General features: G+C 72.8%; 14 protein-coding genes. 3 read left to right on the top strand and 11 right to left on the bottom strand.

Annotated elements, in window-relative coordinates:
* Positions 1 to 16: 16 nt before the first annotated feature.
* Positions 17 to 2,566 (top strand): aminopeptidase N, encoded by a 2,550-nt coding sequence (pepN, locus tag D7223_RS23685; RefSeq protein WP_120730625.1) that lies wholly within the window; start codon positions 17 to 19, stop codon positions 2,564 to 2,566.
* A 75-nt stretch (positions 2,567 to 2,641) separates the two neighbouring features.
* Positions 2,642 to 3,205, top strand: a complete 564-nt coding sequence (locus D7223_RS23680; protein ID WP_186832168.1) for a Uma2 family endonuclease — start codon at positions 2,642 to 2,644, stop codon at positions 3,203 to 3,205.
* A gap of 69 nt (positions 3,206 to 3,274) precedes the next feature.
* Here D7223_RS23680 and D7223_RS23675 read toward each other — a convergent pair whose 3' ends face one another.
* Genes D7223_RS23675 through D7223_RS23665 form a run of 3 tightly spaced genes read right to left on the bottom strand, consistent with a single transcriptional unit; the run spans position 3,275 to position 5,499 of the window.
* Positions 3,275 to 3,688: a DUF5130 family protein gene (locus D7223_RS23675; RefSeq protein WP_120730624.1), complete on the bottom strand. Its 414-nt coding sequence runs from the start codon at positions 3,686 to 3,688 to the stop codon at positions 3,275 to 3,277.
* On the bottom strand, positions 3,675 to 3,986 hold the full coding sequence (ctaJ, locus tag D7223_RS23670; protein WP_475038705.1) for an aa3-type cytochrome oxidase subunit CtaJ: 312 nt from the start codon (positions 3,984 to 3,986) through the stop codon (positions 3,675 to 3,677). Before ctaJ ends, D7223_RS23675 begins: the two co-directional genes overlap by 14 nt.
* Positions 3,987 to 4,035: 49 nt before the next feature.
* Positions 4,036 to 5,499, bottom strand: a complete 1,464-nt coding sequence (locus D7223_RS23665; protein ID WP_120730622.1) for an amidase — start codon at positions 5,497 to 5,499, stop codon at positions 4,036 to 4,038.
* Positions 5,500 to 5,730: 231 nt separating this feature from the next.
* Here D7223_RS23665 and bdeA point away from each other — a divergent pair, with 231 nt between their 5' ends.
* Positions 5,731 to 6,654, top strand: a complete 924-nt coding sequence (bdeA, locus tag D7223_RS23660; protein WP_120730621.1) for a bis(hydroxyethyl) terephthalate hydrolase — start codon at positions 5,731 to 5,733, stop codon at positions 6,652 to 6,654.
* Between the two features lie 80 nt (positions 6,655 to 6,734).
* Here the strand turns inward: bdeA and D7223_RS23655 are convergent, their stop codons facing one another.
* The 8 genes from D7223_RS23655 to D7223_RS23620 are packed head-to-tail and all read right to left on the bottom strand — an operon-like array spanning position 6,735 to position 13,795.
* Positions 6,735 to 7,817: an amidohydrolase family protein gene (locus D7223_RS23655; RefSeq protein ID WP_120730620.1), complete on the bottom strand. Its 1,083-nt coding sequence runs from the start codon at positions 7,815 to 7,817 to the stop codon at positions 6,735 to 6,737.
* A complete protein-coding gene (locus D7223_RS23650) occupies positions 7,817 to 8,341 on the bottom strand; it encodes a 3-hydroxyanthranilate 3,4-dioxygenase (protein WP_120730619.1) in 525 nt (174 codons plus the stop codon). The genes D7223_RS23655 and D7223_RS23650 overlap by 1 nt, the downstream gene beginning before the upstream one ends.
* Positions 8,338 to 8,769, bottom strand: coding sequence for a RidA family protein (locus tag D7223_RS23645; RefSeq protein ID WP_120730618.1), 432 nt, complete (start codon positions 8,767 to 8,769; stop codon positions 8,338 to 8,340). Before D7223_RS23645 ends, D7223_RS23650 begins: the two co-directional genes overlap by 4 nt.
* A complete protein-coding gene (locus D7223_RS23640; RefSeq protein ID WP_120730617.1) occupies positions 8,766 to 9,539 on the bottom strand; it encodes a 2-keto-4-pentenoate hydratase in 774 nt (257 codons plus the stop codon). The genes D7223_RS23645 and D7223_RS23640 overlap by 4 nt, the downstream gene beginning before the upstream one ends.
* Complete coding sequence (gene dmpG / locus D7223_RS23635; protein WP_120730616.1) at positions 9,536 to 10,597, bottom strand: 4-hydroxy-2-oxovalerate aldolase; 1,062 nt, start codon at positions 10,595 to 10,597, stop codon at positions 9,536 to 9,538. The genes D7223_RS23640 and dmpG overlap by 4 nt, the downstream gene beginning before the upstream one ends.
* Positions 10,594 to 11,526 carry an acetaldehyde dehydrogenase (acetylating) gene (locus D7223_RS23630; protein ID WP_120730615.1) on the bottom strand — a complete coding sequence of 311 codons (933 nt, stop codon included), beginning with the start codon at positions 11,524 to 11,526 and terminating at the stop codon, positions 10,594 to 10,596. Before D7223_RS23630 ends, dmpG begins: the two co-directional genes overlap by 4 nt.
* On the bottom strand, positions 11,523 to 12,317 hold the full coding sequence (locus D7223_RS23625) for a 2-keto-4-pentenoate hydratase (protein ID WP_120730614.1): 795 nt from the start codon (positions 12,315 to 12,317) through the stop codon (positions 11,523 to 11,525). Before D7223_RS23625 ends, D7223_RS23630 begins: the two co-directional genes overlap by 4 nt.
* Positions 12,314 to 13,795, bottom strand: coding sequence for a 2-hydroxymuconic semialdehyde dehydrogenase (locus tag D7223_RS23620; RefSeq protein WP_120730663.1), 1,482 nt, complete (start codon positions 13,793 to 13,795; stop codon positions 12,314 to 12,316). The genes D7223_RS23625 and D7223_RS23620 overlap by 4 nt, the downstream gene beginning before the upstream one ends.

Below are 13,795 nucleotides of genomic sequence, written 5' to 3'. Positions count from 1 at the left end.
ACGAACAGTGCCGGGAGTGCGCAACCTGACACAGGTCGAGGCGACCGAGAGGGCCCGCCTGCTCGAGGTGACCGGGTACGACATCAGTCTGGACCTGTCCACGGCCGTCGAGGTGGCCACCGGCCGCACCTTCCGGTCGACCACCGAGGTGCGCTTCCGGTGCGGCGAGCCGGGTGCGAGCACCTTCATCGAGGTGGCCGCCGATCAGGTGCGCTCCGCGACCCTGAACGGCGTCGAGCTGGACCTGGCCGGCTGGTCGGCGGAGAAGGGGCTGGCGCTGCCCGGCCTGGCCGCCGAGAACACGCTGGTGGTGGACGCCGACTTCGCGTACTCGAACAGTGGGCAGGGCCTGCACCGCGCGGTGGACCCGGTCGACGGCGAGATCTACCTCTACAGCCAGTTCGAGACCGCCGACGCGCAGCGGGTGTTCGCCGCCTTCGACCAGCCCGACCTGAAGAGCGTCTACACCTGGCACGCCACCGTGCCGGCGCACTGGACGGTCGTCTCCAACATGCCGGTGGAGCGCGAGGAGCCGGCCGGCGAGGGACTGAAGGCCGTCCACTTCGTCGAGTCGGCGCGGATGAGCACCTACATCACCGCGCTCTGCGCCGGGCCGTACCACGAGGTGCGGGACAGTCACGACGGCATCGACCTGGGCGTGTTCTGCCGGGCCTCGATGGCCCGCCACCTGGACTCGGACGACCTGTTCCTGATCACCAAGCAGGGCTTCGACTTCTTCCACGAGAAGTTCGGGGTGCGCTACCCGCTGCCGAAGTACGACCAGCTCTGGGTGCCCGACTTCAACGCCGGCGCGATGGAGAACTTCGGCTGCGTCACGCACGCCGAGTCGCACTACCTGTTCCGCTCGCAGGTCACCGACTTCGAGTACGAGCAGCGGGCCAACACGATCCTGCACGAGCTGGCCCACATGTGGTTCGGCGACCTGGTCACCATGCGCTGGTGGAACGACCTGTGGCTGAACGAGTCGTTCGCGGAGTGGGCCAGCCACTGGTGCAACACCCACGCCACCCGGTTCGACGAGGCGTGGACGACCTTCCTGTCCATCCGGAAGAACTGGGGCTACCGGCAGGACCAGCTCTCCTCCACCCACCCGGTGTACTGCGAGATGCCGGACCTGGAGGCCGTCGAGGTCAACTTCGACGGCATCACGTACGCCAAGGGCGCGAGCGTGCTCAAGCAGCTCGTCGCGTACGTGGGCGAGGAGCCGTTCCTGGCCGGGCTGCGGGCGTACTTCGGCAAGCACGCGTGGGGCAACGCCACCTTCGACGACCTGCTCTCCGAGCTGGAGGCCGCCTCCGGCCGGGAGCTGCGCAAGTTCGCCGCACAGTGGCTGGAGACCGCGCAGGTCAACACGCTGCGGCCGGAGGTGGAGACCGGTCCGGACGGCAGCTACCAACGGGTGGTGGTCCGGCAGGACGCGCCGACCGGGCACCCCACGCTGCGGACGCACCGCATCGGGGTGGGCCTGTACGACCTGACCGACGGCCGGCTGGTCCGCCGCGAGCGGTACGAGGTCGACGTGGCCGGCGAGCGGACCGAGCTGACCGAGCTGGCCGGGGTGCGGGCCGCCGACGTGCTGCTGCTCAACGACGACGACCTCACCTACACCAAGTTGCGCCTGGACGAGCGCTCGATGGCCACCGTGGTGCAGCACATCGCCGGCTTCGAGTCGTCGCTGGCCCGGGCGCTGTGCTGGACCGCGGCCTGGGACATGCTCCGGGACGCCGAGCTGGCCGCTCGGGACTACGTGGCGCTGGTGCTCGCCGGGCTTCCGGCGGAGACCGACATCAACCTGGTGACGGCCACCCTGCGCCAGGCGTCCAGCACGCTCGTCTTCTACGCCGACCCGGCGTGGGCGCCGACCGGCTGGGCGGAGCTGGCCCGCACCGCGCGGACCGCGCTGGCCGCCGCCGAGCCGGGCAGCGGCTTCCAGCTCGCCTGGGCCCGCGCGTACGCCTCGGCGGCCCGCGCCCCGGAGGACCTGGCCGTGCTGCGTGGCTGGTTGAACGGCGGCGAGGTGCCGGCCGGGCTGACCGTCGACACCGAGCTGCGGTGGACCGTCCTGGCGGCGCTGGTCGCCAACGGGGCGGCCGGCGCGGCCGAGATCGAGGCGGAGCTGGCCGGTGACCGTACCGCCAGCGGTGAGCGGGAGGCGGCGTACGCGCACGCGCTGGTGCCGACCCCGGAGAACAAGGCCGCGGTCTGGGCCCAGCTGACCGGACCGGACACGCTGCCGAACTGGCGGCACCGGGCGCTGTTGCAGGGCTTCACCCACCCGGCTCAGGTGGAGCTGGTCGCCCCCTACCGGGACCGTTACTTCGCCACGGTGGCCCAGGTGTGGGCCAGCCGGGACAGCGAGCCGGCGCAGGAGTTCGTCCAGCTTGCCTACCCGGCCTACCAGGTGGAGGACGACACGGTGGCGGCCACCGACGCGTGGCTGGCCGGCGAGGGCCACCCGGGGCCGCTGCGCCGGCTGGTCGCCGAGGGCCGCGACGGCGTCGTGCGCGCCCTCGCCGCCCGCGCGAAGGACACCCAGAGCGCCTGAGCGGCGGTACGGGGTCGGCGTGGCCACCGGTCACGCCGACCCGTCGCGGTTAGAGTTGTGAAGGAGGTGGACGTGATGGCACAGCCGACCTACGAGTGGCGTTCACCACAGCGGGAGTGGCGCGAGGCGGATCTGTCGGGCCTTCCGGAGGATGGGAACCGCTACGAGATCGTTGACGGGAGCCTGCACCTGACCCCACCCCCGGGTTATGGCCACCAGGAGCTGGCGGATGAGCTGCGAATGGCACTACGTGCGTCGGTGCCTGCCGGCTGGAGGGTCATCCGTGCAGCGGGGCTCCGGGCGGCCGGAAGCAATCTGATCCCTGACATCACCGTTCTGAAACCGACCGCTCCCACGGACGGCATGTGGATCGAAGCAGTGGATGTGGCCCTGGTCGTCGAGGTTGAATCGCCGAGCAGTCGACGGCAGGACCGCTTCACCAAGCCGTCGCTCTACGCCGAAGCCGGCATCCCGGCCTACTGGCGGGTGGAGCGCGGCGACTTCGGGCCGGTGGTGTACCGCTACGAGCTGGTCAAGAGCGTGCACTACAACCTGCTCGGCACGGTCGGGCCGGATGACCCGATCCAGGTGGACGAGCCGTGGCCGATGCGGCTGGACCCGAGCGCCTGGCCCCGCTGAGAGCAGACCACCGACATACCGAAGCCCGGCCCGCGCATCGCGGACCGGGCTTCGTCGTAGGGTCTGCGGTCAGCCCTTGCCGGCGTGGCTGGCGAGCTGGTCGAGGCCGTTGATGATGCCGCCGGCCAGGTCACCGCCGCCGAAGGCGGCCACCATGGAGAGCGCGGCGAGCCGGGCGTACGTGTCCGGGATGCGCTTGCGCGCGTGCCGACCGGTGACGACCTCCAGCTGGCGCTGGTTGGGCGACACGGCGATCAGGACGGACTTGTCGGGCTCGGCGAGCTGGCGGTGCAGCCGCTCGGCGTGCTCCCGGACCGGCTCGTCGAGACCGCCGACGTAGACCGAGAAGACCAGGCCGGTGCCCTGGTCGGCCTGGCGCAGGGCCTCGTCGATGCGCAGCAGCTGGCGGGTCGAGAACGGGCCGTCCAGCACGTCGGGCGGGGTGTCCGTCCCCGTCTGGGGCCGCATCTCACCAACGGTCACTTGCGCCTCCGGTTCCACCGGCCGGCGCCTCGATGCCGGCCTGCTCCTGCTTGCGGCTGGTCAGCGCCGGCGCCTGCGCGCCCGCGGCCAGGGCGGTGCCGGCCGAGTCGGCCAGCTGCTCCGGACGGGCCAGGAACCAGACCGGAGTGAAGTCGAAGGGCCGGCCGGGGCGGTAGCGCTTGGCGCCGCCACCACCACCGCCGCGACTACCGGCGTACGCCAGGCCGGCGATCACCAGCACCGCGGCCGCCGGGATGCCGACGAAGACCAGCAACGTCTCGGTTACAGACAATCCCAACGCCCCCAGGCGGAAGAAGAGATTTTCGGCGAGCGGGCCGGGTGGACGCTCATCGCTCCGACCTCCCGGTTCCGCTGCCATTCACGTTAGCGGAGTCGACGGCCCGCCAGATTGCGGGGTGGCGATCCCACCCGCCACTGGAGTGTTCCAGTTGCGCAGCGGTCGCGATCAACCTCGCGTCGTCGCCGTACCGACCGCTGAGCAGCACCCCCACCGGCAGCCCCTCGGCGGTGACGCCGACCGGCAGCGACACCGACGGATCGCCCGTGGTGTTGAAGATCGCACAGTAGGGCGAGAACCGGCGTTGCCGGTCGAAGTCCTCCGCCGGGTCGCCGCCGGAGGTGAACCAGCCCACCGGCGCCTGCGGGGTCGCGAGGGTGGGGCAGAGCAGCAGGTCGCAGCCGGCGGTACGGCGGGCGCCGAGGCGGACCAGTGCCTGCAGCTCGCCGAGCGTGGTGGTGAGGGTGGCGGCGCTGATCTCCGCGCCCCGGGCGCGCAGGTACCGGGTCAGCGGCAGCAGCTCGCGCTCCCGCTCCGACGGCACCGGGGCGAGCGCCAGGACGTACCAGACGATCTCGAACAGCGGCCACGCGGCGGGCCCGAGCGGCGACGCCACCTCGACCACCTCGTGGCCCGCGGCGGTGAGCAGCGCGGCGGCCCGGTCCACCGCGGCGACGCAGTCCGGGTGCACCGGTTCGTCGGCGAGCATCGGGGTGGTGAAGCGCCCGATCCGCAGCCGGCCCGGCTCGGCGGCCCGGGCCACGCCGAGCCAGCCGGCGGCGGGCCGGGCGGGCGGCAGGTACGGCTCACCGGCCACCGGTCGGGCCAGCACGTCCAGCAGCGCGGCCACGTCGGCGACGGTCCGACCGATCGGCCCGTGGGTGGGCAGCCCGAACCCGCCGGAGCCGAGTGGTCCGCCGGAGACCATCCCCCGGCTGGGCTTGTAACCGATCAACCCGCACAGCGAGGCGGGGATGCGCAGCGAGCCGCCGCCGTCGGAGCCCTGCGCGACCGGTACCAGCCCGGCGGCCACCGCCGCCGCCGCGCCGCCGCTGGAACCGCCGGCGGTGTAGGCGAGGTCCCACGGGTTGCGCGCCGGCGGGGCGACCAGCCCCTCGGAGTAGAGGGAGCAGCCCAGCTCGGAGGTGGTGGTCTTGCCGAGGCTGACCAGTCCGGCGTCCCGCATGAACCGGACCACGTCGGCGTCGACCGGCGGCACGAAGTCGGCGAACGCGGCCGAGCCGAAGGTGGTGCGGATCCCGGCGGTGAGGGTGAGGTCCTTGATCGCGGTCGGCACGCCGTGCAGCGGCCCCCGGTCGCCGGGCGGGACGGCGTCGGCGGCGTCCGCGGCGGCGAGGGCCGCCTCACCGGTAACCGTGACGAACGCGCCGACCGTGTCGCCGAGCGCGTCGACCCGGTCCAGGTGGTGCGCGACCAGCTCCCGGCTGGACAGCTCACCGCGGGCGACGGCGGCGGCCTGTTCCAGCGCCGTCAGGTCGTGCGGCTCGGCCATCCCCTCATCCTGCCCGGTGGGACGCCGACGGGGGTGGCGACACGACCGGCCACCGGGCGGCGAGGACGCCGGATGCCGCATATCACGATGACAGGGATTGCCCGGGATTGGCGGCGGGGGACGCCGCGACGGACGATGGCATATCGATGAACATACATCGATCGGTACCCGGCCACCCACCACCCACCGGCACCGGGACCGTCGGCTCCGCACCCCACAGGGAGCGACCACATGCCACTCGCAGCCCCCACCGTCCCCCGGCACGGTCCCCGTCCCGGACCGGCCCCCCGCTGGACCACCGCTGCCGTCCGCGCGGTGCTGACCCTGATCCTGGTCGGTGCCGGCCTGACCGCCGCGTCGCCCGCCCAGGCCGTCGCGAGCCCCTACCAACGCGGTCCCGATCCCACCGTGGCGAGCATCGAGGCGAGTCGTGGCCCGTTCGCCATCGCCCAGACCACCATCGCCGCCTCCAGCGTCAGGGGCTTCCGCGGCGGCACCGTCTACTACCCCACCAGCACCGCCGAGGGCACCTTCGGCGCGGTGGCGATCTCCCCCGGCTACACCGCGACCCAGTCCAGCGTGGCCTGGCTCGGCCCCCGGCTGGCCTCGCAGGGCTTCGTCGTCGTCACCATCGACACCCTGTCCCGCTACGACCAGCCGGCCAGCCGTGGCACCCAACTGCTCGCCGCCCTGGACCACCTCACTACCGCCAGTTCGGTGCGGACCCGGATCGACCGGAACCGGCTCGCCGTCATGGGCCACTCGATGGGCGGCGGCGGCAGCCTGTCCGCGGCGAACACCCGGCCGACGTTGCAGGCCGCGATCCCGCTGACCGGCTGGCACACCGTGAAGAACTGGTCCGGGGTACGCGTCCCGACGCTGGTCGTGGGTGCGGAGAACGACTCCATCGCCCCGGTGACCTCGCACTCGGAGCCGTTCTACACCAGCCTGCCATCCACGTTGGACAAGGCGTACCTCGAACTCAACGCCGCCGGCCACTCGGCGCCCACGTCATCCAACGTGACCGTCGCCAAGTACAGCATCTCGTGGCTGAAGCGGTTCGTGGACGACGACACCCGCTACGAACAGTTCCTCTGCCCGGCGCCACGCGGCACGGCGATCCAGGAGTACCGGGACACCTGCCCCCACTCCTGAGCAGCCAGCGATGGACGCGCCGCCCTCCGGGGAGCGCGGCGCGTCCGCCCGGACGCCCGGGACTCCGACCGCACGGTCGATCAGGACGGCGTCCGGCCCGGGTCGAGCAGGCCCGTCCCCTCGCGGTCGATCGGGAGCAGCTCACGGTTGGCGACCTGCCGGTCGCCGCCGAGGAAGCGCAGGGCGTTGCCGGAAAGCAGCTTGTCGCGCTGCGCGGCGGTGAGGAAGTCGGACCGGTGCACGACCTGACCGACCGGCCGCTCACCCAGCGGGTACGGGTAGTCGCTGCCGAGCATGACCCGGTCCTCACCGATGGTGTCCATCAGCAGGCGCAGTGCGGCCGGCGCGAAGACCACCGAGTCGACGCTGAACCGGTCGACGTATCGGCTCGGCGGCATCGTGGAGGCGCCGCGTACCAGGTCACCCCGGCGGTGCCAGGCGTTGTCGGCGCGGCCCAGCCAGAACGGGAAGCTGCCGCCGCCGTGCGCGAAGCAGATCCGCAGGGTCTCGGGCACCTCGTCGAAGACGCCGCCGAGGATCATCGCCAGCACCGACAGGTGCGTCTCGGCGGGCATCCCGGCCAGCCAGCGGGCCATCCACCGGTCCAGCCGGGGCCCGTCGGGCATGTCCCACGGGTGCACGAAGACCGGCGCGCCGACCTCGGCGCAGTGGGTCAGGAACTGCACGATCCCCGCGTCGTCGAGGTCACGGTCGCCGACGTGGTTGCCGATCTCCACACCCACGTGGCCCGACGCCAGGCAGCGGTCCAGCTCGGCGCAGGCCGCGTCCGGGTCCTGCAACGGCACCTGGCAGAACGGCACCAGCCGGTCGCCACCGGCGGCGGTGACCTCTAGGGCGAGGTCGTTGAAGATCCGGGCGACCCGCACCGCCTGGTCGGCGGGACGGTCGTAGGAGAAGAAGACCGGGGTCGGCGAGACCACCTGCACGTCGACGCCGTCGGCGTCCATGTCGCCCAGCCGGGTCGGCGCGTCCCAGCACTCGGCCCCGACCGGCCGGAACGCCGTCTCCGCCAACATGATCATGGCCGCCCGCTCGGAGTCGACCCGCAGCCAGGGCCAACCGGACCCGCCGCACGCCGCGGCGAGGTCCGGCCACCCCTTCGGTACGAGGTGCGTGTGGACATCGACGACAGGTGACCGCATCAGCCCTTGCCCGGGTGCAGCGCGCCGCAGTTGTCGCAGGTGCGGGCCTTCTCGTCGGCGTAGAACGCCTGGAACACCGGAGGCAGGTCGGCGGCGATGTCGCGGACCTGCAACTGCACCTCGTGCACCTTGTGCCCGCACTCCGGGCAGTACCACTGGAACCACTCCAGGGTGCCCTCCTCGCGGACCCGCTCCACGACCACGCCGATCGAGCCGGCCTCCGGCCGCTGCGGCGAGTGCGGGGTGTTCCGCGGCAGCATCCACATCTGCCCCTCGCGCACGTGCACCGTACGCGGACCCTCCGGCAGCATCAGGTTGATGTGCATGTTGCCCTTGACCTGGTAGAAGAACTCCTCGTACGGGTCGACGTGGAAGTCCGTGCGCTGGTTGGGGCCACCGACCACCATCACGATGAAGTCGTCGCCGCCGGGGAACATCTCCTTGTTGCCCACCGGCGGCTTGAGCAGGTGCTGGTTCTCCGCGATCCAGCCGGGGAAGCTGAACGGTTCGGCGATCTCACTCACGACTGACCTCCTTGGGCGGGGAGCAGGGCGACGGCCTGCATCTCGATCAGCAGGTGCGGATGGGGTAGCTGGTGCACCGCGACGGTGGTGCGGGTCGGGCCGGTCGCGTCGAAGAACTCCGCCCACACCTCGTTGTAGCCACCGAAGTCGTTCATGTTCACCAGGTAGCTGGTGACCTGGACGAGGTCGCCGAGGTCGGCGCCGACCGAGCGCAGCAGGTCGCGGATGTTGCCGATCACGGCCCGGGTCTGCTCCCGGACGTCCAGGTTGGTGGTGCCGAACTCGTCCACCTCCACACCGGCGAAGGAGTTGTCCGGCCGCCGGGACGACGTACCGGAGACGAAGACGAAGCCACCGGCGACCTTGACGTGCGGGAACGCACCGCGCGGCACGGCCTTGCCGGCCACCACGCGCGCGTCGCCGCTCATGCCGACGCCTTCAACGACGCCGTGCCCAGCTTCTCGACGACGGCCCGGACGTGGCTGCCGGGCCGCAGCGGCACGGCGGCCGTCGCGGCGCCGGCCAGGAAGACCCAACCCTCCCGCAGGCGTACGCCGTGCCGGCCGGCCAACCGCACCCCCTCGTCGAGGGCCCGGCGCGGGTCACCGAGGATCGCCGCCGTCGAGCCGACCTGGGCGACCCGCCCGTCGATCTCCAGCAGCACCCCGAGGTTGTCCAGCCCGTCCGGCACCGGGCACCAGGGCCCGATCACGAAGGCGGCGGCCGAGGTGTTGTCCGCCACGACGTCGGGCAGCGAGAAGGTGAAGTTCGCGTACCGGGAGTCGATCAGCTCGACCGCCGGGGCGACCGCGCGGACCGCGTCGGTGAAGTCGCCGATCGGCTCGCCCGGCTCCGGGAGGCGGTCCAGCAGGAACGCGACCTCCGGCTCGACCCGGGGGTGGATGAAGTCACCGACGTCGACGGTGCCGGAGTCGGGCACCCGCATCGCGTCGGTCAACCGCCCCCAGATCACCTCGTCCACCCCGACCTGGGCCATCTTCGCCCGGCTGGTCAGACCCATCTTCAGCCCGACCATCCGCTCGCCCCGGTCCAGCCGGCGCCGCACCAGGGCGGTCTGCACCGCGTACGCGGCGTCGACGTCCAGGCCGTTCGCGGCGGCGAGCTGCGGGATCGCCGTCGCCGTGTCGGCGGCCACGCCCAGCGTCTCGGCGATCTTCACGAGGTCCGGCCCGGTCACGGGTTCTCCCTGCCGGCCAGGTCCAACGCCACGTCCACGATCATGTCCTCCTGACCACCGACCATCCGGCGCCGGCCCAGCTCGACGAGGATCGAGCGGACGTCCACCCCGTACTTCGCCGACGCGCGCTCGGCGTGCCGGAGGAAGCTGGAGTAGACGCCGGCGTACCCCAGCGAGAGCGTCTCCCGGTCCACCTGGACCGGCCGGTCCTGCAACGGGCGGACCACGTCGTCGGCCGCGTCCATCAGCGCGAACACGTCGCAGCCGTGCTTCCAGCCGTGCAGCTCGGCGACCGCGACGAACACCTCCAGCGGCGCGTTGCCGGCGCCCGCGCCCATCCCGGCGAGCGACGCGTCCACCCGGACCGTCCGGCCGTGCGGCGCGTCCGGTCCGGCCGGCCCGGCGCCGACGACCCGGCCGTGCTCGACCGCGAGCACGCTGTTGGCCACCCCGAGGGACAGGTTGTGGTGCGCGTGGATGCCGATCTGCGTCTCCGGTTCCAGGACCTGCCGGTACGCGTCGACCCGCGCCGCCACGTCGGACATCAGCAGCCGGCCGCCGGAGTCGGTCACGTAGACGCAGTGCGCGCCGTACGACTCCATCAGCTTCGCCTGGCCGGCCAGGGTGGCCGGGTCGGCCATGTGCGACATCATCAGGAACCCGGAGACGTCCATGCCGTTCTCCCGGGCCCACCCGATGTGCTGGGCGGAGATGTCCGCCTCGGTGCAGTGCGTGGCGATCCGGACGCTGGTCACGCCGAGCGCCCTGGCCGCCCGCAGGTCGGCGATGGTGCCGATGCCGGGCAGCAGCAGGGTGGTCAGCTTCGCGCTGGTCAGCACCTCGGCGGCGGCGGAGATCCAGTCGGCGTCGCCGGCCGCGCCGTGGCCGTAGTTGACGCTGGATCCGGCGAGCCCGTCGCCGTGCGCCACCTCGATCGCGGCCACCCCGGCGGCGTCCAGCGCGGCGGCGATGGTCCGCACCTGGTCGACGGTGTACCGGTGGGCGATGGCGTGCATGCCGTCACGCAACGTCACGTCCTGGATGTACAGGTCCGTCATGCCGGGACTCCCTTCGCCCGCAGGGCGACCATCCGCTCGGCGGTGCGTAGTGCGGCCGAGGTCATGATGTCCAGGTTCCCGGCGTACGCCGGCAGGTGGTGGCCGGCACCGGACACCTCCAGGAAGACCGAGACCTGGAGTCCGTCGAGGTGCCGCCGCAGCGCCGGCACGTAGGTGTCCACCCGGTCGAACTGCACGTCCTGCTTGAGCCGATAACCCGGGACGTACTCCTGGACGGTGGCCACCATGTCGGCGACCGAGGCGGCGATGGCCGACCGGTCGGCGGCGGCGTCCGGGCAGAGGCAGTAGACGGTGTCCCGCATCAGCAGCGGCGGCTCCGCCGGGTTCAGCACGATGATGGCCTTGCCCCGCTCGGCGCCACCGACCACCTCGATCGCCCGCGCGGTGGTCTCGGTGAACTCGTCGATGTTGGCCCGGGTGCCCGGCCCCGCCGACCGCGACGCGATCGAGGCGACGATCTCCCCGTACGCGACCGGGGTGACCCGGCCGACGGCGTGCACGATCGGCACCGTCGCCTGACCGCCGCAGGTCACCATGTTGACGTTGCTCTCGCGCAGGTGCTCGTCGAGGTTGACCGGTGGCACCACGTACGGGCCGATGGCCGCCGGGGTCAGGTCGACCACCGTCCGGCCGTGGGCGCGCAGCACCGCGTCGTTCTGCCGGTGCGCGCCGGCGGACGTGGCGTCGAAGACCAGTTCCACATCGGCGAACCCGGGCAGCGCGACGAGGCCCTCGACGCCCCCGGCGGTGGTGGCCACGCCGAGCTGCCGGGCCCGCGCCAACCCGTCGGAGTCCGGGTCGATGCCGGCCATCGCCACCATCCGCAGGCTCTCACTGAGCCGCAGCACCTTGATCATCAGATCGGTCCCGATGTTGCCGGACCCGATCACCGCCACACCGACACTCATGAGGTCTCCCGGGAGAAGAGGGTCCGCACCGAACCGAGCCCGGAGATCCGGGCCTCGTACGCCGCGCCGGGGGTCACCGGCACCATCGGGCCCAGCGCACCGGAGAGCACCACGTCGCCGGCCCGCAGCGGGTCGCCGGCGCGGGCCATCGTGCCGGCCAGCCACTCCAACGCGTGCAGCGGGTTGCCCAGGCAGGCCGCGCCGGCACCGACCGACACCGGCTCCCCGGCGTGCTCCAGGACCATCCCGCACAGCCGCAGGTCCACCTCGGCGAGCCGGCGCGGGGTGGTGCCGAGCACGAACAGGCCGCTGGAGGCGTTGTCGGCGACCGTGTCCACGATCGAGATGTCCCAGCCGGCGATCCGCGAGTCGACGATCTCGATGGCCGGCAGCACGTGGTCGACCGCGCGCAGCAGGTCGGCGGTGGTGACCCGCCCGTCCGGCAGGTCGGCGCCGAGCACGAAGGCGACCTCGGCCTCGACCCGGGGTTGCAGCAGACGCGCGATGTCCACCTCGGCGCCGTCCGGCACCCCCATCGCGTCGGTGAGCACGCCGAAGTCCGGCTGGTAGACCCCGAAGCTCTGCTGCACGGCCGGGTTGGTCAGCCCGATCTTCGCGCCGACCCGCCGGTGTCCGCGCCGCAGCCACTCGCCGACCTGCGCCTGCTGGACCCGGTACGCCGCGTCGACGTCGCCGTCGGGCAGCAACCGGCCGCGCAGCGGCGGGCAGGGCTTGCCGCTCTCCCGGGCGGCGGTCAGCTCCCGGGCGGCGGCTTCCAGGTCAGGGGTCATGTCAGGTCCACGCAGACGTTGGTGAGTTCGGAGTAGAAGCCCAGTGAGTGCACGCCGCCCTCGCGGCCGATGCCGGACGCCTTCACCCCGCCGAACGGGGTGCGCAGGTCCCGCAGGAACCACGTGTTGACCCAGACGATGCCGGCGTCCAGCCGCGCCCCGGCCCGGTGCGCCCGGCCCACGTCCCGCGTCCAGACCGCCGCCGCCAGGCCGTACTCGGTGCCGTTGGCCAGCGCGTACGCCTCTTCCTCGTGGTCGAAGGGCGCGACGTGCACGACCGGGCCGAAGATCTCCTCGGTGTTGGTCCGGGCGTCCGGGCCGAGGCCGGCGAGGACGGTGGGCTGGACGTACGCCCCGCCGTCGCGGGCGTCGCCGAAGCGCGGCGTCCCGCCCCCGGCGAGCACCTCGGCGCCCTCGGCGCGGGCCAGGTCGTAGTGGCCGAGCACCTTCTCCCGGTGGGTGCGGGAGATCAGCGGCATGTTCACCGTCGCCTCGTCGGCCGGCCACCCGTACGGCAGTTCGGCGGCCCGCTTCGCCAGCCGCGCGGTGAACTCCTCGAAGACCGGGCGCTGCACGTAGATCCGCTCGGTGCAGAGGCAGACCTGCCCGCCGTTGGTGAAGCTGGACCGGACCGAGCCGGCGACCGCCGCGTCCAGGTCGGCGTCGGCGAACACCAGCCCGGCGTTCTTGCCGCCCAACTCGAAGCTGACCGCCTTCACCCCGTCCGCCGCCGCGCGCATGATCGCGCCGCCGGTGGCCGACTCGCCGGTGAAGGTGATCGCGTCCACCCCCGGGTGCCGGGTGAGGAACTCGCCGGCCGAGTCGGGCCCGAACCCGTGCACCAGGTTGAACACGCCCTCGGGCACCCCGGCCGCGGCCATCACCTCGGCGAGCAGCGTCGCCGACGCCGGGGTCTCCTCGCTGGGTTTGACCACCACCGCGTTGCCGCAGGCCAGCGCGGGGGCGACCTTCCAGGTGAGCAGCAGCAGCGGCAGGTTCCACGGCACGATCACGGCGACCACGCCGACCGGCTTGCGGACCGCGTAGTTGAGTGCCCGGCCCCCGGTCGGGGTGACCGTGGTGAACGACTCGGTGGGCGCGGTCGCGACGATCTCGGCGAACGCGCGGAAGTTCGCCGCGCCCCGGGGGATGTCCAGCGTCCGGGCCTGCGAGATGGCCTTGCCGGTGTCCGCGACCTCGGCGGTGACCAGGTCGTCGAAGCGGCGTTCCAGCTCGTCGGCGACCCGCCGCAGCACCTCCGCCCGTTCCCGCTCCCCCATCCGGCCCCACCGGCCGCGCAGTGCCGCGCGGGCGGCGCCGACCGCGTCGTCCACGGTGGCGCGGTCGGCCTCGACGACCTCGAAGACCGGCTCGCCGGTGACCGGGCTGCGCTTGGTGAACCGGCGTCCCGCCGCGACGAACTCGCCGGCCACGAAGTGGCGTAGCAGGCCCGGCCCGTCGGGCGCCCGCCCGGCCAT

The organism is Micromonospora endolithica (assembly GCF_003626595.1).
Classification (GTDB): Bacteria; Actinomycetota; Actinomycetes; order Mycobacteriales; family Micromonosporaceae; genus Micromonospora; species Micromonospora endolithica.
The sequence above is the reverse complement of the archived record's forward strand: the minus strand, read 5'-3'. Positions and strand labels throughout refer to the sequence as shown.